Source organism: Mesorhizobium sophorae, from assembly GCF_002270415.1.
Taxonomy (GTDB): domain Bacteria; phylum Pseudomonadota; class Alphaproteobacteria; order Rhizobiales; family Rhizobiaceae; genus Mesorhizobium; species Mesorhizobium sophorae.
Window position 1 is genome coordinate 447878 of sequence record NZ_NNRI01000007.1, and the last position, 19603, is coordinate 467480.

At 64.0% G+C, this 19603-nt stretch carries 15 protein-coding genes; 10 read left to right on the forward strand and 5 right to left on the reverse strand.

From position 1 onward, the window contains the following. Window positions 1-54 precede the first annotated feature (54 nt). Window positions 55-2334, reverse strand: a complete 2280-nt coding sequence (locus CGZ66_RS06590; RefSeq protein WP_095082727.1) for an NADP-dependent malic enzyme — start codon at window positions 2332-2334, stop codon at window positions 55-57. Window positions 2335-2547: 213 nt separating this feature from the next. On the opposite strand from CGZ66_RS06590, the gene mutS reads away from it, so the two are divergent. Next, on the forward strand, window positions 2548-5277 hold the full coding sequence (gene mutS, locus CGZ66_RS06595; protein WP_095082729.1) for a DNA mismatch repair protein MutS: 2730 nt from the start codon (window positions 2548-2550) through the stop codon (window positions 5275-5277). Here mutS and CGZ66_RS06600 read toward each other — a convergent pair whose 3' ends face one another. The 3 genes from CGZ66_RS06600 to CGZ66_RS06610 form a co-directional block, all read right to left on the reverse strand. After that, the gene (locus CGZ66_RS06600; RefSeq protein WP_095084294.1) at window positions 5278-6123 is read right to left on the reverse strand and encodes an aldo/keto reductase; all 846 of its coding nucleotides are present in this window, start codon (window positions 6121-6123) and stop codon (window positions 5278-5280) included. 88 nt (window positions 6124-6211) lie between these two features. Beyond that, entirely contained in the window at window positions 6212-6604 is a 393-nt protein-coding gene (gene copM / locus CGZ66_RS06605) for a CopM family metallochaperone (RefSeq protein ID WP_095082731.1), read from the reverse strand. Window positions 6605-6647: 43 nt separating this feature from the next. After that, on the reverse strand, window positions 6648-9011 hold the full coding sequence (locus CGZ66_RS06610) for a heavy metal translocating P-type ATPase (protein WP_095082733.1): 2364 nt from the start codon (window positions 9009-9011) through the stop codon (window positions 6648-6650). A gap of 201 nt (window positions 9012-9212) precedes the next feature. Here CGZ66_RS06610 and CGZ66_RS06615 point away from each other — a divergent pair, with 201 nt between their 5' ends. The 6 genes from CGZ66_RS06615 to CGZ66_RS06640 all read left to right on the forward strand — a co-directional run bounded on the left by CGZ66_RS06615 (window position 9213) and on the right by CGZ66_RS06640 (window position 17099). Further along, entirely contained in the window at window positions 9213-10064 is an 852-nt protein-coding gene (locus tag CGZ66_RS06615) for a glycosyltransferase family 25 protein (protein WP_095082735.1), read from the forward strand. Window positions 10065-10097: 33 nt separating this feature from the next. Continuing rightward, window positions 10098-12899 (forward strand): [protein-PII] uridylyltransferase, encoded by a 2802-nt coding sequence (locus tag CGZ66_RS06620; RefSeq protein WP_095082737.1) that lies wholly within the window; start codon window positions 10098-10100, stop codon window positions 12897-12899. A gap of 46 nt (window positions 12900-12945) precedes the next feature. Continuing rightward, window positions 12946-14553, forward strand: coding sequence for a murein biosynthesis integral membrane protein MurJ (murJ, locus tag CGZ66_RS06625; protein ID WP_095082741.1), 1608 nt, complete (start codon window positions 12946-12948; stop codon window positions 14551-14553). A gap of 120 nt (window positions 14554-14673) precedes the next feature. Then, a complete protein-coding gene (gene trpS / locus CGZ66_RS06630) occupies window positions 14674-15741 on the forward strand; it encodes a tryptophan--tRNA ligase (protein ID WP_095082745.1) in 1068 nt (355 codons plus the stop codon). A 104-nt stretch (window positions 15742-15845) separates the two neighbouring features. Next, complete coding sequence (locus tag CGZ66_RS06635; protein ID WP_095082749.1) at window positions 15846-16337, forward strand: universal stress protein; 492 nt, start codon at window positions 15846-15848, stop codon at window positions 16335-16337. Between the two features lie 192 nt (window positions 16338-16529). Next, window positions 16530-17099: a NifU family protein gene (locus CGZ66_RS06640; RefSeq protein WP_095084295.1), complete on the forward strand. Its 570-nt coding sequence runs from the start codon at window positions 16530-16532 to the stop codon at window positions 17097-17099. Window positions 17100-17295: 196 nt separating this feature from the next. Here CGZ66_RS06640 and CGZ66_RS06645 read toward each other — a convergent pair whose 3' ends face one another. Next, entirely contained in the window at window positions 17296-17913 is a 618-nt protein-coding gene (locus CGZ66_RS06645) for a L,D-transpeptidase (protein WP_095082750.1), read from the reverse strand. Window positions 17914-18137: 224 nt separating this feature from the next. Here CGZ66_RS06645 and cueR point away from each other — a divergent pair, with 224 nt between their 5' ends. From cueR to CGZ66_RS06660, 3 genes are all read left to right on the forward strand, one after another. Further along, the gene (cueR, locus tag CGZ66_RS06650) at window positions 18138-18560 is read left to right on the forward strand and encodes a Cu(I)-responsive transcriptional regulator (RefSeq protein ID WP_095082754.1); all 423 of its coding nucleotides are present in this window, start codon (window positions 18138-18140) and stop codon (window positions 18558-18560) included. 100 nt (window positions 18561-18660) lie between these two features. Beyond that, entirely contained in the window at window positions 18661-19038 is a 378-nt protein-coding gene (locus tag CGZ66_RS06655; RefSeq protein ID WP_095082758.1) for a hypothetical protein, read from the forward strand. A gap of 60 nt (window positions 19039-19098) precedes the next feature. Then, window positions 19099-19422: a hypothetical protein gene (locus tag CGZ66_RS06660; RefSeq protein WP_143748688.1), complete on the forward strand. Its 324-nt coding sequence runs from the start codon at window positions 19099-19101 to the stop codon at window positions 19420-19422. Window positions 19423-19603 lie beyond the last annotated feature (181 nt).

Below are 19603 nucleotides of genomic sequence, written 5' to 3' on the forward strand. Positions count from 1 at the left end.
GAATCCCTCAGTGATATAACAGCCTGAACCGTGCTTTTGCGCGCGGACCGTTCCTCAAGCCCCCGCAGTATACGCCGCGATCGCCGCCATGTTGACGATATCGCTATCCTTGGCATTCAGCGACACGATCTGAACCGGCTTGTTCAGCCCGACCAGCAGCGGGCCGATGACGGTGGAGCCGCCGAGCTCCTGCAGCATCTTGGTCGAGATCGAGGCCGAGTGGAAGGCCGGCATGATCAGCACGTTGGCCGGGCCGGTGAGGCGGATGAACGGATACTGCGCCATAGCGCGGGAATTGAGCGCGACGTCGGCGGCCATTTCGCCGTCATATTCGAAATCGACGCGGCGCTTGTCGAGGATGCGCACCGCCTCCTGGACTCGTTCGGAGCGTTCGCCCTGCGGATGGCCGAAAGTCGAATAGGCGAGCATGGCGAGCCTCGGCTCGTAGCCCATGCGGCGGGCAAAGCCTGCCGCCTCCTCGGCGATGTCGGCGATCTGCTCGGCGTTCGGCATGTCGTGCACGGCAGTGTCGGCGACCAGCACGGTCCTGCCCCGCGCCAACACGATCGAGACGCCGATGACGCGGTGGCCGGGCTTGGCGTCGATGACGCGGCGGATATCGTCGAGTGCCGTCGAATAGTTGCGGGTTACACCCGTGACGATGCCGTCGGCATCGCCCAGCGCCACCATGCAGGCGGCGAAGTGATTGCGGTCGTTGTTGATCAGCCGCTGGCAGTCGCGAAACAGGAAGCCTTTGCGCTGCATGCGCTCGTAGAGATAGTCGGTGTAGATGCCGTTGCGGCGCGACAGCCGGGCATTGATGATCTCGATGCCCTGCTTGTTGAGGTCGATGCCGGCGTGCTTGGCGTTTTCCTTGATGACGTCGTCGCGGCCGAGCAGGATGGCGGTGCCGAGCCGCTGGTTCACGTAGGAGACGGCGGCGCGCATCACCTGCTCCTCCTCGCCCTCGGCGAAGACGATGCGCTTGGGCTGGCGGCGCACGCGGTCATAGATGCGCTGCAAGGTCGAGGCGATCGGGTCGCGGCGGGCGGACAGCTCCTGCGCGTAGCGGTCGAGATCGAGGATCGGCTTGCGGGCGACGCCGGAATCCATCGCCGCCTTGGCAACCGCGATCGGAATGGCCGAGATCAGGCGTGGGTCGAACGGCACCGGGATGATGTAGTTGGGACCGAATTTCGGCCGGTTGCCCTGATAGGCGGCGGCGACGTCGTCGGGCACGTCCTGGCGCGCCAGCGCTGCCAGCGCCTGGGCGGCGGCGATCTTCATGTCGTCGTTGATGGTGGTGGCCCGCACATCCAGCGCGCCACGGAAGATGTAGGGGAAGCCGAGCACGTTGTTGACCTGGTTCGGATAGTCCGAACGCCCGGTCGCCATGATGGCATCGGTGCGGATCTCGGCGACTTCCTCCGGCGTGATTTCCGGGTCGGGATTGGCCATGGCGAAGATGATCGGGTTCTTGGCCATCGACTGCACCATGGCGGTGGTCAGCGCGCCCTTGGCGGAGAGACCGAGGAAGACGTCGGCACCGTCGAGCGCCTCGGCGAGGCTGCGCGCCTCGGTCTTGACCGCATGTCCCGACTTCCACTGGTTCATGCCTTCGGTGCGACCCTGGAAGACCACGCCCTTGGTGTCGCACAAAGTGATGTTGTCAGGCGCAAAGCCCATCGCCTTCATCAGCTCGATGCAGGCGATGCCGGCGGCACCGGCGCCGTTGCAGACCATCTTCGTCGTCTTCATGTCGCGGCCGGTGACCTCCAATGCGTTGATCAGGCCGGCGGCCGAGATGATGGCGGTGCCGTGCTGGTCGTCATGGAAGACCGGGATGTCCATCAGCTCGCGCAGCCGCTGCTCGATGATGAAGCACTCCGGCGCCTTGATGTCTTCAAGGTTGATGCCGCCGAAGGAGGGGCCGAGGAAGCGCACGCAATTGATGAACTCGTCGGCGTCCTCGGTGTCGACCTCGAGGTCGATGGAATCGACATCGGCGAAGCGCTTGAACAGCACCGCCTTGCCTTCCATGACCGGCTTGGAGGCCAACGCGCCGAGATTGCCGAGGCCAAGGATGGCGGTGCCGTTGGAGATGACGGCGACCATGTTGCCGCGCGTCGTGTAGTCGAAGGCGCGGCTGGGGTCCTCGGCGATGGCCAAAACAGGAACCGCGACGCCCGGCGAATAGGCGAGGCTCAGATCGCGCTGCGTCGCCATCGGCTTGGTGGCGACAACCTCCAGCTTGCCGGGGCGGCCCATGGCGTGGAATTCGAGCGCTTCCTGCGCACTGACGGACGGACCGTTGTTCTCGGTTTTTTTGGCCATGATGCTTTTGATTTCCTCGCCGGTGCAGCACCTCGTTAGGGCGGGTGCTTTGTGAGGTTCCGAATTAAGACCACGCACCGCCGCGTGTAAACCGCCAGTGTTCGGGAATCGCGCTGGTGCTGGCGATTGCGGGCATCTGGCCGTGTCAGTCGTCCCCTGTTTTTCGAGGCGCCGGCATTAAACCGCGCGACCACATCTGCTAGCGTGCCGCGCATGAACATGCATAGCCCGAACGAGCCGGACGCCCCCGAGGCGATGGCGCCCCTGCCGACAGCCGCTGCCGCCGTCACGCCGATGATGGAGCAGTTCATCGAGATCAAGGCGGCGAACCCGGATTCGCTGCTGTTCTACCGCATGGGCGATTTCTACGAGCTGTTCTTCGACGACGCCGAGAAGGCGAGCCGGGCGCTGGGCATCGTCCTGACCAAGCGCGGCAAACACCAGGGCCACGACATCCCGATGTGCGGCGTGCCGGTGCATGCCGCCGACGACTATCTGCAGAAGCTGATCGGTCAGGGTTTTCGCGTCGCCGTCTGCGAGCAGATCGAGGATCCGGCCGAAGCCAAGAAACGCGGCGGCAAATCGGTGGTACGCCGCGACGTGGTGCGGCTGGTGACGCCGGGCACCATCACCGAGGACAAATTGCTGGCACCGTCGGAATCGAGCTTCCTGATGGCGTTGGGACGGGTAAAAGGTGGGGCGGACCACTCCTTTGCCTTGGCCTGGATCGACATTTCGACCGGGGCTTTCCGCGTCGCCGAGACCACCGCCGATCGGCTGCTCGCCGACATCTTCCGCGTCGATCCGCGCGAGCTGATCGTTGCCGAGCCGGTGTTCTACGATGCCGAACTGAAACCGGTGTTCGACTTGCTCGGCCGCGTCGCCAACCCGCAGCCGCCCTCGCTGTTCGATTCGGCCTCGGCCACGGGGCGCATCGCCCGTTTCTTCGACGTGGCGACGCCGGACAGTTTTGGGGCGTTTTCGCGCGCCGAATTGTCGGCGATCTCGGGCGCCATCGCCTATGTCGAGAAGACGCAGAAGGCCGAGCGTCCGCCGCTGTCGCGGCCGGAGCGCGAGGAGCAGGGCTCGACGCTGTTCATCGATCCGGCGACGCGCGGCAATCTGGAACTGCTGCGCACGCTGTCCGGCAGCCGCGAAGGTTCGCTGTTCAAGGCGATCGACCGCACGGTGACCGGAGGCGGCGCAAGGCTGCTGGCCGACCGGCTGATGGCGCCGTTGACCGATCCGGCGGCGATCGGCGCCAGGCTGGACTCGGTGTCCTTCTTCCGTTCCGAAACGCGACTCTGCCAGGCGGTGCGGGCAAGCCTGAAGAGCGTCGCCGACATGCCGCGCGCTCTGTCCCGGCTGGCGCTGAACCGTGGCGGCCCGCGCGACCTCGGCGCGCTGCGCGCCGGTTTCGAAGCGGCCGGTGCGATCGCCGGGATCTTCGGCGAGACCGCCCTGCCTCAGGAACTCACGGCGGCTCTGGGCGCCATCCAGGCGTTGCCCAGGGCGCTTTCCCAGCACCTGACGCAGGCGCTTGGCGATGAACTGCCGCTGCTCAAGCGTGACGGCGGCTTCGTTCGCGGCGGCTACCACGCCGAGCTCGACGAGATGCGGGCGCTGCGCGACGAATCGCGAAAAGTCATTGCCGGGCTGGAGCGCTCGCTGATCGACGAGACCGGCATCCGCTCGCTGAAGATCCGGCACAACAATGTGCTTGGCTATTACATCGAAGTGACCGCCAACCATCATGCGGTGATGACCGGCAGCGACGGCGCCAAGGCGCGCTTCATCCATCGCCAGACCATGGCCAATGCCATGCGGTTCACGACGACCGAACTCGCCGAACTGGAGACCAAGATCGCCAATGCCGCCGACCGGGCGCTCGGCATCGAGCTTGCAGCCTTCGAGGCGCTGACGGTGGAAGCGGTCGGCGAGGCCGAAAAGATCCGCGCCGGCGCCGATGCACTCGCCGTGCTCGACGTGTCGGCGGCGCTCGCGCTGTTGTCCGAAAGCGAAGCCTGGTGCCGGCCGGTGGTGGATTCGAGCCTTGCCTTCGAAATTTCGGGCGGCCGGCATCCGGTGGTCGAGCAGGCGCTGCGGCGCTCCGGCGAAGGGCCGTTCGTCGCCAATGATTGCGACCTGTCGCCGGAGGGCAGCGCAAAGAATGGCGCGATCTGGCTTTTGACCGGCCCCAACATGGGCGGCAAGTCGACGTTCCTGCGGCAGAACGCGCTGATCGCCATCCTGGCGCAAACCGGCTCGTTCGTGCCGGCGGCATCGGCTCATATCGGCGTCGTCGACCGGCTGTTCTCGCGTGTCGGCGCCTCGGACGATCTGGCGCGCGGCCGCTCGACCTTCATGGTCGAGATGGTCGAGACGGCGGCGATCCTCAACCAGGCCGGCGAGCGTGCGCTGGTAATCCTCGACGAGATCGGCCGCGGCACGGCCACTTTCGACGGCCTGTCAATCGCCTGGGCGGCGGTGGAATACCTGCACGAGAAGAACCGCTGCCGGGCGATCTTCGCCACCCATTTCCACGAAATGACCTCGCTGGCGGGCAAGCTGGCGCGGCTGCACAACGTCACCATGCGGGTCAAGGAATGGGAAAACGACGTCGTCTTCCTGCACGAAGTCGGCAAGGGTGCCGCCGACCGCTCCTATGGCGTGCAGGTGGCACGGCTGGCCGGATTGCCGGAAGCGGTGGTCGACCGGGCCAAGGAAGTGCTGCACCAGCTCGAAGAGGGCGAGGTTTCGGGCAAGACCAACCGTCTGGTGGACGACCTGCCGCTGTTTTCGGTGGCGGTGAAGCGCGAAGCGCCGAAGCCGGTCAAGAACGATGCTCTGGGCGCCGCACTCGGCGACATCAACCCCGACGAGATGACGCCACGCGAGGCGCTTGAGGCGCTGTATCGGCTGAAGGTGCTGGCGGGAAAGTAGTCAAATCATCTCCAGACCGCGCTTGCGGGTCGGAGGCGGAAAGGCGCGGTCGAGTTCGGCGATGTCCTGCGTCGTCAGCTCGATGTCGAGCGCTGCAAAATTCTGGCGGACATGCTGCTGGCTGCTGGCCTTCGGAATGGCGATGACACCCTCCTGGTGCATGACCCAGGCCAAGGCAATCTGCGCCGGGGTCGCATCGTGGCGGGCCGCGACGGCGCCAAGCCTGGTATTGCGCGCCAGCGCGCCCTGCTCGACCGGTGAGTAGGCCATCAAGGGGATGCCGCGCTGGCGGCTCCAGGCCGCCAGATCGAATTCGAGGCCGCGCCGGACCAGATTGTAGAGCACCTGGTTGGTCTGGACGTTGCCGCCGTCGGGCAAGCCGACCAGTTCTTCCATCTCGTCGGTGTCGAAGTTGCTGACGCCCCAGTGGCGGATCTTGCCCGCCGCTTTCAGCGCCTCGAAGGCCGCGACGGTTTCGGCCAGCGGCACGCTGCCCGGCCAATGTAGCAGATAGAGATCGATGCGGTCGGTGCGCAGGCGCTTCAGGCTGTTTTCGCAGGCGCGCTGCACGCCGGCGCGCGAAGCGTTTGACGGCAGCACTTTCGAAACCAGGAACGTTTCGTCGCGGCGCCCGGCGATGGCCTCGGCGACTACCTCCTCGGCACCGCCGCTGGCATACATTTCGGCGGTATCGATGAGCGTGATGCCAAGGTCGAGGCCGAGCTTGAGGGCGTTGACCTCATCGGCGCGGCGACGGATATCCTCGCCCATTTTCCACGTGCCCTGACCAAGCACCTGAACGGCTTCGCCGGAAGGCAGCGTAGTTGTTCTGATCGTCGATGGCATGGCAGGCTCCAGTTGAGGGCCGGATCGCATCACAGGCTCGGCGGGAAATCCAGAGAGAGTTCTCGCCGAATCCTGGTTCGCGAAAGGCTTACTCCACCGGATGGGCTGCGAGCCAGCCCTGCATCTGCTTGATCTCGGCTTCCTGCGCGGCGATGACCCCCTCGGCCAGCTTGCGGATCTCCGGGTCCTTGCCGTTGGCAAGCTCGACCTTGGCCATGTCGATGGCGCCCTGATGGTGCGGGATCATGCCACGGACGAAATCGGCATCGGCATTGCCGGTGTATTGCAACGCCATCATGTCGGCATGCATCTTGTCCATCGCCGCCTTGTAGCCTTCGCTCGATGGGCCGGTCGCATCCGTCGACATGGCGCCCATGTCGTGTTTCATCTCTTCGCTCTGCGCCGGAACGCTTTCGAGGAAGACGGCAAGCAGCATTCCGGCAGCCATCAGCAAAAGGACGAGTTTTTTAGCCAAGGTCATTCATGGTCTCCTGTTGAGTGGGTTTCGTATTTGGGGGCTTTGCTCAGAGTTTCAACGCTCTCAGCCGCAATGCGTTGGATATCACCGACACCGAGGACAGGCTCATCGCCGCCGCCGCCAGCATCGGCGACAAAAGCGTGCCGGTGAGCGGATAGAGCACACCGGCGGCGACGGGTACGCCGAGCACGTTGTAGAGGAAGGCGAAGAACAGGTTCTGGCGGATGTTGCGGATCGTCGCCTGGGCGAGCGTACGCGCCCGCACGATGCCGTTGAGGTCGCCCTTGACCAAAGTAATGCCGGCGCTTTCGACGGCGACATCGGCGCCGGTGCCCATGGCGATGCCGACATCGGCGGCGGCAAGGGCGGGGGCGTCGTTGACGCCGTCGCCGGCCATGGCGACGCCTTTGCTCCTGGCACGCAGCTCTTCGACCAGGGCTGCCTTCTCCTCCGGCAACAGGCCGGCGCGAACCTCATCGATGCCGAGGCTCCTGGCGATCGCTTTTGCCGTGCGCTCATTGTCGCCGGTCGCCATGACGATCCTCAGTCCGCTGTCATGCAGGGCCCGGATCGCTTCGGCGGTGGTCGCCTTGACGGGGTCGGCGACAGCGACGATGCCGGCCAGTTTGTCGCCGACGGCAACGAACATCACGGTCCTGCCTTCGGTCTGGAGCGTTTCGGCCCTGGCGGAGACCGACGCGGTGTCGATGCCGAGATCGGTCATCATCGCCGCATTGCCGAGCGCGACCTTGTTTCCCGACACGGTGCCGGAAACGCCCTTGCCGGTGACGGCCTCGAAGCCGTTGGCATCGGCGATCTCCAGGTCGCGCGTACCGGCGCCTTCGACGATGGCTTCGGCCAGCGGATGCTCCGAGCCCTTTTCGAGGCCGGCGGCAAGGGCCAGCAATTCGTCTTCGGAAAAGCCGTTTGCGGCAACGACATCGGTCAGTTTCGGCCGGCCTTCGGTCAGCGTGCCCGTCTTGTCGACGATCAGTGTGTCGACGGAAGCGAAGCGTTCGAGCGCGGCGGCTTCCTTGATCAGCACGCCGGCATGGGCGCCGCGCCCGGTGGCGGTCATGATCGACATCGGCGTGGCGAGGCCGAGCGCGCAGGGGCAAGCGATGATCAGCACCGACACCGCCGAGACGATGGCGAAGATCAGGCTGGGTTCGGGGCCAAGGACAGCCCAGGCCACGAAGGCGGCGATCGCGACCAGCACCACAGCCGGGACAAAGTAGAAGGAAACGCGATCGGCAAGCCCCTGGATCGGGGCGCGCGAGCGCTGCGCCTTGGCGACGAGTTCGACGATGCGCGCCAGCGTGGTCTCGGCGCCGATCCGCTCGGCACGCAGGATCAGCGAGCCGTTTTTGTTGAGCGTGCCGGCGGTCAGGGTATCGCCTTCGGCCTTTTCGACCGGCAACGGTTCGCCTGTGATCATCGATTCGTCGAGGGAGGAACGACCTTCCAACACGGTGCCGTCGACCGGCACGGCGTCACCGGGACGGATGCGCAGGCGGTCACCCACCTTGACCGCGTCGAGCGGCACGTCGCCTTCGGAGCCGTCGGAACCGATCAGCCGCGCGGTCTTCGGCGCGAGATCCAGCAAAGCGCGGATTGCCGACCCGGTCTTTTCACGAGCGCGCAGCTCCAGCACCTGGCCGAGGAAGACCAGCGCGACGATGACGGCGGCGGCCTCGAAATAGACCGGCACCGCACCGCCATGGCTGCGGAACTGATGCGGAAAAATGTCCGGGAACAGCTTGGCTGCGACGCTGTAGAGATAGGCCGCGCCGACGCCGAGCGAGATCAGCGTCCACATGTTGGGGCTGCGGTTCACGAGCGAATCCCAGCCGCGATGGAAGAAGGGCAGCGCCGCCCACAACACGACGGGGCTGGCCAATGCCAGTTCCAGCCAGACCATTGTGCGATCGTCGACAACGGCCTCGAACGTCAGGCCGAGCATCGGCGCCATGGCGATGAACAGCAACGGCAGCGACAGCACGGCACTGACCCAGAATCGCCTGGTGAAATCGACCAGCTCGGGATTTGGTCCTTCATCACCAGTGGGCACGCCCATCGGCTCCAGCGCCATGCCGCATATCGGGCAGGAGCCGGGCTTGTCGCGGATGATTTCGGGATGCATTGGGCAGGTGTATTGCGTGCCCTTGGGCATCGGCGGCGGTGCGGCCCTGTCGCCAAGATATTTCTGCGGTTCCGCCTCGAATTTCGCCTTGCAGCCTGCAGAGCAGAAGAAGAAGTCCCGACCTTGATGACGGACAGAGTGCTTGGCCGTCGCAGGGTCGACGGTCATGCCGCAGACAGGATCCCGCACCACGGCCGCCTCCCCGGCCGCGGCTTTCGCCAGGCAGCAGCCGTCATGCGTGTGATGATGATGGTCTGAATGCGTCATTCAAAATGCCTCGATGCCTCGTCTCGAGGCGGAGGTAGTGCTTCCAGTAACTGGAAGGTCAAGGGCATAATTTTCTTTTTCCGTATGCCGTCGCCGGCGCCAGGCCACAGTCAAAGAAAGTCGGATGCGCGGCGGCTTCTTGTGCTATGGACCCGCCGCTTGACAATCCAAACGCATCCAAATGCATCGATTCCATTTCCAATGAAGTGCCTGGTCATAAACCTCGACCGGTCCCAGGACCGGCTCGCGCATATGACGTCGGAGTTTGCCCGTATCGGCATTGACTTTGAACGCGTCGCGGCGGTCGACGCCCAGGGCCGATCCGACCTCCCGCAAACACCAATGCGGCTCAATCCGCTGACGCAGTTGCATTTGACCAACACCGAGATCGCCTGTTTCCTCAGCCACAAGGCCTGCTGGGCAAAGATCGCCGATGGCGACGATGCCTACGGCGTCGTTTTTGAAGACGATGTCGTCTTTTCGGAAAATGCCGGCGCGATGCTTGCCGACGCCAGTTGGATCCCGGCTGATGCCGAGATCGTCAAGCTGGAGACGTTCTTCAAGAAGACCCGGCTCGCATGGCGGCGCTCTCCGGCCGGGCACGGCTTTTCCACGTCCAGACTGCACGGAGCTCACGTCGGCGCGGCCGGCTACATACTCTCGAGGCAGGCGGCGCGCGATCTCATCGACGGCACCGCGGAGCTCAGCAGTCCCGTCGACCAGGTCATCTTCAATCCAAGATTCGCCCCCTCACCCGGCAAGGCGATCTATCAGCTGATTCCGGCTCTGTGTGCGCAGGAACGCTTCTTGCGGTCCGCCGCACTGCCGAGCCTGCTTCTTGAGGAACGGCGGGACCAGTGGCTTGCCGGTGTCCAATCCGGGTCGCGCACGACCAAGACGCTGCCGATGAGAATCGGGGCTGAGGCCAGGAAATTGCTGAGCAGGATCGTCGACCTCTGCCTCCTGAAGCAGAGAAACAGGCTCATAGCGTTCTATCGCCACGGCGAACGTGTCCGTCCTGCCCATACCCACAACCGCGAAAAGGCGCTATAGACGCCGCCGAAAAGGCGAGGCCAACCGGTACCTATGGCGAAAATCTCCCTGAAGCTCGACGAACTGATCGACGGCGAAGCCTTGCGCCGCGAGATGACGGCGCTAACCGCGACCACCGCGGGGGACGGCTCCGGACAGGCCGCGCGCAGCGGCGTGCTTCAGCTTCTCAAGGGGCGGTTGGCGGACGGACGCGCCATTGCCGAACGCATGCTGAGGGACGACGGCGGCGGCCGTCCCTGTGCAGCGCGTCTGTCGCACCTCATGGACGAGATCATCCGGGCGCTTTACGATTTCGCCGTCACGCATGTCTACCGGGTCAAGAATCCATCCTCGGCGGAGCGCATGGCCGTCGTCGCGGTCGGCGGCTATGGTCGCGGCACGCTGGCGCCTGGCTCCGACATCGACCTCCTGTTCCTGCTGCCCTACAAGCAGACGCCATGGGGCGAGCAGACCGTAGAGTACATGCTCTACATGCTGTGGGATCTGGGCTTGAAGGTTGGCCACGCCACCCGCAACATCGACGAATGCCTGCGCCTGTCCCGCACCGACGTCACCATCCGGACCTCGATCCTCGAGGCGCGTTTCCTGTGGGGCGAGCTCAAGCTCTATGACGAGCTGATGCTGCGCTTCGACCATGAGGTGGTGCGCACGACCGGCCCCGAATATGTCCAGGCCAAGCTTGCCGAACGCGACGATCGCCATGCCAAGGCCGGCGAAAGCCGCTATCTCGTCGAGCCCAACGTCAAGGATGGCAAGGGCGGCCTGCGCGACCTGCAGACGCTATTCTGGATCGGCAAGTATTTCTACCGCGTGCGCACCGGCGAGGAGCTGGTCGACAAGGGCGTCTTCACAGAGGGCGAATATCGCGAATTCCAGAAGGCCGAGGATTTCCTGTGGGCGGTGCGCTGCCACATGCATTTCCTCACTGGCAAGGCCGAGGAACGGCTGCATTTCGACATCCAGCGCGAGATTGCCGAGCGGCTCGGCTACACCAGCCATCCCGGCCTGTCGGCGGTCGAGCGCTTCATGAAGCACTACTTCCTCGTCGCCAAGGATGTCGGCGACCTGACCCGCATCTTCTGCGCCGCGCTCGAGGAAGAGCAGGCCAAGCACGTGCCGGGCTTCAACCGCATCTTCCTCACCTTCTCGCGGCGCAAGCGCAAGCTCGCGGGCACCTCGGACTTCATCGTCGACAACCACCGCATCAACATCGCCGACGACCAGGTGTTCGAGCGCGACCCGGTCAATCTCTTGCGATTGTTCTGGTTCGCCGACAAGCACGGTCTGGAATTCCACCCCGATGCGCTGAAGCTGCTGACGCGCTCGCTCGGCCTGGTCAACAAGTCGCTGCGGCGCGACGAGGAGGCCAATCGGCTGTTCCTCGACATCCTGACCTCGGACCGCAATGCCGAACTCAATCTGCGGCGCATGAACGAGGCGGGGCTGCTCGGCAAGCTGATCCCGGATTTCGGCAAGATCGTCGCCATGATGCAGTTCTCGATGTACCACCACTATACGGTGGACGAGCACCTGATCCGCTGCATCGGCGTGCTGGCCGAGATCGAGCGCGGTGACGGCGAGAAGGTCCATCCCCTCTCCCACACGCTGATGCCGGGCCTGAAGAAGAGCCGCGAGGCGCTCTATGTCGCCGTGCTGCTGCACGACATCGCCAAAGGCAGGCCGGAGGATCATTCCGAGGCCGGGGCCAGGATCGCCCGGCGCATCTGCCCGCATATGGGGCTGTCACCAGCCGATACCGAAACGGTGGCCTGGCTGGTCGAGAACCACCTCGTAATGTCGATGACGGCGCAGACCCGAGACCTCAACGACCGCAAGACCATCGAGGATTTCGCCGCGATCGTGCAATCGGTCGAGCGGCTGAAGCTGCTTTTGATCCTCACCGTCTGCGACATCAGGGGCGTCGGACCTGGCGTGTGGAACGGCTGGAAGGGCCAGCTGCTGCGCACGCTCTATTACGAGACCGAATTGCTTTTGACGGGCGGCTTTTCGGAAGTGTCGCGCGCGCAGCGGACGGCGGCGGCGCGCGAGCGTCTGGCCGAGGCGCTCGCCAACTGGTCGGACAAGGCCCGCAAGCGCTATGTCGCCCTGCACTACGAGAATTACCTTTTGACCGTCGATCTCTCCGATCAGCTGCGCCATGCCGAGTTCATCCGCGAAGCGGACGCTTCGGGCAACAAGCTCGCCACCATGGTCAAGACCCACCAGTTCGAGGCGGTGACCGAAATCACCGTGCTGGCCCAGGACCATCCCCGCCTGCTCTCGGTCATCGCCGGAGCCTGCGCCGGAGCCGGCGGCAACATCGTCGACGCGCAGATCTTCACCACGTCGGACGGCCGTGCCCTGGACACCATCCTGATCTCAAGGGAATTCGACCGCGACGAGGACGAGCGCCGGCGTGCCGAGCGCGTCGGCCGGCTGATCGAGGACGTGCTGTCGGGCAAGAGCTGGCTGCCGGAGATGATCGAGAAGCGGACCAAGCCTCGACGCGGCGCCAAGGTGTTCAAAATCCCGCCGCGCGCCGAAATCCGCAACGCACTGTCGAACCGTTTTTCGGTCATCGAGGTCGAGGGGCTGGATCGGCCGGGCCTGCTGTCGGAGATCACCGGAACGCTATCCGATCTGTCGCTCGACATCGCATCGGCCCACATCACCACCTTCGGCGAAAAGGTCATCGACACCTTCTACGTCACCGACCTCACCGGCCAGAAGATCGACAACCCGACTCGCATCGCCACCATCCGCAACCGGCTGATGGCGGCTCTTGAAGGCGTCGCGCCCGAGCGTGGCGGCAAGGCCAAGGCCGCCGCCGAGTGACAGCGACCATCACTTTGTCCCAATTCCGCAGGCAGTTCCCAAAAGCATGAGCCTCGTCAAGAAATTCGCAACGGTCGCTTCCGGCACGCTGATGAGTCGCGCGCTCGGCTTCGGGCGTGAGATGCTGATGGCGGCAGCGCTGGGCACCGGACCGGTCGCCGACGCCTTCAACGCCGCCTTCCAGTTTCCCAACACCTTTCGCCGGCTGTTCGCCGAGGGCGCTTTCAACGCCGCGTTCGTGCCGCTGTTCGCCAAGGAGATCGAGACACACGGCACCGAAGGCGCCAAGCGCTTCTCGGAGGAAGTGTTCGGCGTCTTGTTCACGGCGCTGCTGGCGCTGACCATCGTCATGGAATTGTCGATGCCGCTGATCGTGCGCTACCTGGTTGCGCCGGGTTTTGCCGGCATACCGGGAAAATTCGACACCACGGTGACGCTGGCGACGATCATGTTCCCCTACCTGATCTGCATGTCGCTGGGCGCCATGATGGCGGGGATGCTGAATTCACTGCGCCGCTATTTCGCAGCGGCGGTGGCGCCGGTGTTTCTCAACATCATCCTGATCGGCGTGCTCGCCTACGCCTGGTACAAGGGCTCCGACGCCCTCACCGTCGGCTACGGACTGTCCTGGGGCGTGCTGGCCGCCGGACTGGTGCAACTGGCGATCGTCTGGGTGGCGGTGCGCCATGCCGGCATCTCGATCGGCTTCCGCCGTCCGAAAATGACGCCCGCGGTCAAGCGGCTGCTGATCCTGGCGCTGCCGGCGGCGATCACCGGCGGCATCACCCAGATCAACCAGCTTATCGGCACGGCGATCGCCTCGGCGCAGAACAGCGCGGTGTCCTCGCTCGCCTATGCCGACCGCATCTACCAGTTGCCGCTCGGCGTGGTCGGCGTCGCGGTGGCGATCGTGCTGTTGCCCGAACTGTCGCGGGCGCTGAAGTCGGGCAACCTGATCGAGGCGGCCAATCTGCAGAACCGCTCGGTCGAGTTCACGCTGTTCCTCACCTTGCCGGCAGCCGCGGCACTGTGGGTGATGTCGGAGCCGATCGTGCGGCTCGTCTATGAGCGCGGCGCGTTTGCCGCCAACAACTCGACGCCCACGGTGGCGGCGATCCTGGCGATCTTCGGACTCGGCCTGCCGGCCTTCGTGCTGATCAAGGCGTTCACCCCCGGCTATTTCGCCCGCGAGGACACCCGCACGCCGATGATGTTCGCCGCCATCTCGGTGGCGGTGAACGTCACCACGGCGCTGACGCTGTTTCCGGAAATGGGCGCGCCCGGCATCGCCGTCGCCTCGGCCGTCGCCGGCTGGGTCAACGCGCTGATGCTGCTCGGCGTCTTGATCAGACGTGGCCATTGGGGCCGCGACGTGCCGCTGATGAAACGCATTCCGCGGCTGGTGCTGTCTGCGATCGTGATGGGGGTCGCACTCTATTTCGCCGAACACTGGTTCGCCGTCAGGCTCGGCCGGGGTGCGCCGCTGGTCGTCAAGGCGACGACGCTTCTGGCGCTCGTCGCCGGCGGGGCGCTGCTCTACTTCATCACCGCCTTCGCCACCGGCGGCGCCGATTTCGGCATGATCCGGCGCAACGTCAAGCGGGGATCGGGGAAAGCGGCGCCTCCGGCCCCAAAGACCGCCCCGGACGAGTAGGGCCGGATAACTCGACGGGCAAGACCGGTCTTGATCGGATCGTCGTGTTCGTCCATAAGCGCGCCGTCGCAAGACTTTCGCCGCGCGCGAAACGGCCCTCCACAAGCCAAGGGAACAACCATGACCGCCTTCAAGCCACTCGTCTTTTCCGGCGTCCAGCCGACCGGCAATCTGCATCTCGGCAACTATCTCGGCGCCATCAAGAAATTCGTCGCCCTGCAGGAAACCTCCGACTGCATCTATTGCGTCGTCGACCTGCATTCGCTGACGGCACAGCTCGTCTATGACGACCTCGCCGACCAGACGCGGTCGATCACCGCGGCGTTCCTGGCCTCGGGCATCGACCCGAAGAAGCACATCGTCTTCAACCAGTCGCGGGTCATGCAGCATGCGGAGCTCGCCTGGATCTTCAATTGCGTGGCGCGCATCGGCTGGATGAACCGCATGACGCAGTTCAAGGACAAGGCCGGCAAGGACCGCGAGAACGCTTCGCTGGGCCTGCTTGCCTATCCGAGCCTGATGGCTGCCGACATTCTGCTCTATCGCGCCACCCACGTTCCGGTGGGCGAGGACCAGAAGCAGCACCTGGAGCTGACCCGCGACATCGCGCAGAAATTCAACAACGACTTTTCCGACCGCATCGCAGCCCTTGGCGTCGGCGTCGAGATGCAGGTCGGCGAGGAGACCGTCAACGGCTATTTCCCGCTGACCGAGCCGGTGATCGGCGGGCCGGCGGCGCGCATCATGTCACTGCGCGACGGCTCGAAGAAGATGTCGAAGTCGGATCCGTCGGACCTGTCGCGCATCAACCTGACCGACGATGCCGATGCGATCTCGAAGAAGATCCGGAAGGCCAAGACCGACCCGGAAGCGTTGCCGAGCGAGCTGGACGGTCTGGCCAGCCGGCCCGAGGCGGAAAACCTGGTCGGCATCTATGCTGGTCTTGCCGATATGTCGAAGGCAGACGTGCTGAAAGAGTTCGCCGGCCAGCAGTTTTCGGTGTTCAAGCCGGCGCTGGCCGACCTTGCGGTGGAGAAGCTGGCGCCGATCGCCAGCGAGATGCGCCGCATTTCCGATGACCGCGCCTATGTCGACGCGGTGCTGAGGGATGGCGGCGAGCGCGCCAGCGTGCTCGCAGAGGCAACGATGAAAACCGTGCGCGACATCATCGGGCTGCTGCAGAGCTGATCCCAACATCGGGTGCACTGCACCACACTGGCATAAGGCCGGCGGCTTGCCGCCGGTCTGCGGCAGTGGCAGATTGCGGCCGCAATGACACCGAGTACGTAGACATGGTCTCCAAACGCCTCAGCCGCGAAGCCGGCCATCGCCGCAAGTTCCTGGCGATCATCGACGACACGCCGGAATGCGAGCGCGCCGTCGCCTACGCCTCGAAGCGGGCACAGAGTACCAACGGCATGCTGGTGCTGCTCTATGTGATCGAGCCGGACGATTTCCAGCACTGGCTGGGTGTCGAGAAGATCATGCGCGAGGAGGCCAACGCCACGGCGCGCGCCGCGCTCGACGGTTATGCCAACAAGGTGCGCCAGAAGCTCGGCATGGAGCCGGAGATGGTGGTGCGCGAAGGCAAGCCGACCGAAGAGATCCACAAGCTGATCGAGGAAGACCAGGACATCGCCATCCTGGTGCTGGCCGCCGGCGCCGGCAAGGAAGGTCCCGGACCGCTGGTTGGCGCCGTGGCCGGCAAGGGTGCCGCATTCCCGATCCCGGTGACCGTGGTGCCGCAAAACCTGTCGGACGAGGAGATCGACAGCCTCGCCTGAGATGTATCGATATTCGGGTGAGGCCGGCCTGCAAACGGCCAGACCTGAATCGCACCTCAAAGCGCATCGCAGGTCGCAAAAACATTCCGCCAGCCAGCCGTTCCGGCGATGCGTTTCGCTTGAATGTCCAGCCAATAGAGCCTATTTAGAACTATTCCAAACTGGTTGCCCGAAATGGGCACGGAGACGGCCATGTTCATCCAGACCGAATCGACGCCAAACCCGGCGACGCTGAAATTCCTGCCCGGCAAGGAAGTGCTTCTGGAAGGCACCGCCGATTTCCGCGATGCCGACAGCGCCGCCACCGCCTCGCCGCTGGCTGGCCGGCTGTTCGAGATTCCCGGCGTTACCGGTGTTTTCTTCGGCTACGATTTCATTACCGTGACCAAGGATGGCCCCGACTGGCAGCATCTGAAGCCGGCGATTCTCGGCGCCATCATGGAGCATTTCATGTCCGGCGCGCCGGTCATGGTCAAAGCCGGCCCTGCCGCCGAGACCAGCCTGACGGGTGAGTTCTACGACAAGGCCGACGAGGAACTCGTCATCACCATCAAGGAACTGCTCGACACGCGGGTGCGCCCGGCGGTCGCCCAGGATGGCGGCGACATCACCTTCCGCGGCTTCGAGAACGGCACGGTGTTCCTGCACATGAAGGGCGCCTGCGCAGGCTGCCCGTCATCGACGGCGACGCTCAAGCACGGCATCCAGAATCTCCTGCGCCACTTCGTGCCGGAAGTGCAGCAGGTCGAGCAGGTTTCCTGATCGTCCGCCGGACGCTTTGCCGGCAAAGCAGATTCGACAAAACGCAAAAAACAGGCGCAAAAAACAAAAAACCGGGCCGAATTGCCCGGTTTTCTGTTTGGGACGTCCGTTGTTGCCTAGACGGTCCGCGCATGAATGGCGTCTGTATCTGACCATGATTTTGCCGAAAACCGGTACCGGTTTTCGGGATCATGGTCTAAAGAACAATGACCTTGGCGCCCACCGAGGTGCGGTCATAAAGGTCGATAATGTCCTGGTTCATCAGGCGGATGCAGCCTGACGACATTGCCTTGCCGATCGAATTCCACTCCGGGCTGCCATGCAGGCGATAGCCCATGTCGCCGCCCTTGTTGAACAGGTACATGGCGCGGGCGCCGAGCGGGTTCTTCAGGCCCGGCTCCATGCCGCCGGCAAACTTGGCCAGTTCCGGCTGGCGGTGGATCATCTGCGAAGGCGGCGTCCAGGTCGGCCATTCGCGCTTCAGCGCGATGTGGGCGGTGCCGTGCCATTCGAAGCCTTCGCGACCCACGCCGATGCCGTAGCGCATCGCCAGGCCATCACCCTCGACGAAGTACAGGAACTTGTTCTGCGTATCGACGATGATGGTGCCCGGCTTTTCCTTGGTGTCGTAGTCCACCTCCTGCCGATGATACCTCATCGGCACCTTCTCGATCGGGATGCGCGGCAGCTGGTAACCGGCGTCGGTGACCGCACCGTAGTCGTTGGAGAAAATCCGCATGCCGATGCTGCTGCAACCGGCGATAGCAGTGGAAAGCGCCAATGCGGCGACGATTGCAAACGACTTCATGCGCATAAGATGATCCGGTGCCCCGCCCCAACGTCAGCAGCACGAGTCGGCCGCTTCACGATCATTCATGCTGGCATTTTCTTTGCTTGCCAAGCACCCGATGCCTATATGCAGGGGCTTACGTGCTGGTAGGCGCATTACTATGGCATTTCGGCAACAGGCCTCACAGGATTGTGAAGCAAAATCAATGGCCCCGTCCGCAAGCCTCTTAAAAATCAAGGAAAATCGTCATGAATGTCGGTGACGCCGCCCACCATTCAGGCCTGCCGGCCAAAACCATCCGCTACTATGAAGAGATCGGCCTGATCGCCCCTGCACGTGCTGCCAACGGCTACCGCGACTATTCCGGTGACGACATCCACCGGCTGGCCTTTCTGCGCCGCGCGCGCAACCTCGGCTTTTCCATCGACGACTGCCGCCAGTTGATGGCGCTCTACAAGGATCGGAGCCGCGCCAGCCACGACGTGCGCGAGATCGCCGCCGCCCATGTCAGGGCGATCGAGGAAAAGGTGCGCGAATTGCAGTCGATGCGTTCGACCCTGCAGACGCTGATCCACGCCTGCCACGGCGACGAAAGACCAGACTGCCCGATCCTGGATGATATGGCGGGGGCTGCGCTGCCCAGCGGCAAGGATGCTTCGACGGCCGCATAGGCGCTATGCGTCCAGCGGGAGCATCATTTGGAAACCAGTAGGATTTGCCGTAATATTAACCGGGGCTAATGCACATCTCCTTTGGTCGGAAGGGACCTGAGTGGGGAAGTTCCTGGCAGGCCTGGTGGCCGCGGCGCTGGTCGCGTCGGCAGGACGATGCTGGTCCAAGGACAAACAGCCTTACAAGCCGATCTTCGAAGTAAAAGTAAGAATGGCCAGCGCCCTGCGGTATTCCGACATCCTGAGCCAGGAATGCATGCACGGGCGGCGGTATCCGCGGAACAAGATCAAGAACGGCTTCAAAAGGCACTACCAGGAAATGTGCCTGCAGTTGGTCGCGGAAGGGTACACCATCTTGCCTGATGTGACCGGGAACAACTCAGCCAGGGCGCTGTCCGAGATGGAATTCGACGCCAAGCGCCGGCTTGGGATCGCGCCCCAATTTGGCTGTTTTCGAGCATACTGGCTGGATGATTGAGGGCTGCCTCTCAATTGGCCGATAGCGTGGGTCTGTCAGACGTCCGGGCGCGCCATCCTGATGCGGCGCGGCGTGCAACGGCTTTTGATGGAGACGGGCGGCTGGGCATTCCCAAGATCGCCCCGGCCGCACCGGCCATCCGGCCAATCAAGTCGGCTCGCGGGGACGATCTCTCTGTTTTTCGAGGAACTGATTGGCGTGTTCCGCCCAATCATCCGCCGTGATTTTATGTTCCTGGACAGACTTTCCGAAGGCCTCGCGCAGAGCGTCAAGGTCGAAGGCCCACAGCTGTTCGCCTTCGTTGCTGTTCGATGTCGCGTCACCCGTCCCCATGGAACCGACGATAAGCTCCACAAGTTCAGGCTTTCAAGGACCGATGCCTGACTTCTTTTGGGTGCATCCGGGTTAGATCATAAGATCGGCGTCTCGCTCATTGGACGCCCCCTTGCTTAGCGGTTGTGCTTCATACCAGCGGGCCAACTAATCCAAAACGTCGGCATGGAAAGGAGGGCATTTTCCAATCTATGGATTCCCAGCCTGGGGCCTCCAGCCGCGCGGTGTCCTG

Bases quoted from the DNA above. Each gene is read 5' to 3' on its own strand.
- CGZ66_RS06590 (WP_095082727.1), bottom strand. From the start codon at position 2,334: ATGGCCAAAAAAACCGAGAACAACGGTCCGTCCGTCAGTGCGCAGGAA.
- mutS (WP_095082729.1), top strand. From the start codon at position 2,548: ATGAACATGCATAGCCCGAACGAGCCGGACGCCCCCGAGGCGATGGCG.
- CGZ66_RS06600 (WP_095084294.1), bottom strand. From the start codon at position 6,123: ATGCCATCGACGATCAGAACAACTACGCTGCCTTCCGGCGAAGCCGTT.
- copM (WP_095082731.1), bottom strand. From the start codon at position 6,604: ATGACCTTGGCTAAAAAACTCGTCCTTTTGCTGATGGCTGCCGGAATG.
- CGZ66_RS06610 (WP_095082733.1), bottom strand. From the start codon at position 9,011: ATGACGCATTCAGACCATCATCATCACACGCATGACGGCTGCTGCCTG.
- CGZ66_RS06615 (WP_095082735.1), top strand. From the start codon at position 9,213: ATGAAGTGCCTGGTCATAAACCTCGACCGGTCCCAGGACCGGCTCGCG.
- CGZ66_RS06620 (WP_095082737.1), top strand. From the start codon at position 10,098: ATGGCGAAAATCTCCCTGAAGCTCGACGAACTGATCGACGGCGAAGCC.
- murJ (WP_095082741.1), top strand. From the start codon at position 12,946: ATGAGCCTCGTCAAGAAATTCGCAACGGTCGCTTCCGGCACGCTGATG.
- trpS (WP_095082745.1), top strand. From the start codon at position 14,674: ATGACCGCCTTCAAGCCACTCGTCTTTTCCGGCGTCCAGCCGACCGGC.
- CGZ66_RS06635 (WP_095082749.1), top strand. From the start codon at position 15,846: ATGGTCTCCAAACGCCTCAGCCGCGAAGCCGGCCATCGCCGCAAGTTC.
- CGZ66_RS06640 (WP_095084295.1), top strand. From the start codon at position 16,530: ATGTTCATCCAGACCGAATCGACGCCAAACCCGGCGACGCTGAAATTC.
- CGZ66_RS06645 (WP_095082750.1), bottom strand. From the start codon at position 17,913: ATGCGCATGAAGTCGTTTGCAATCGTCGCCGCATTGGCGCTTTCCACT.
- cueR (WP_095082754.1), top strand. From the start codon at position 18,138: ATGAATGTCGGTGACGCCGCCCACCATTCAGGCCTGCCGGCCAAAACC.
- CGZ66_RS06660 (WP_143748688.1), top strand. From the start codon at position 19,099: ATGCGGCGCGGCGTGCAACGGCTTTTGATGGAGACGGGCGGCTGGGCA.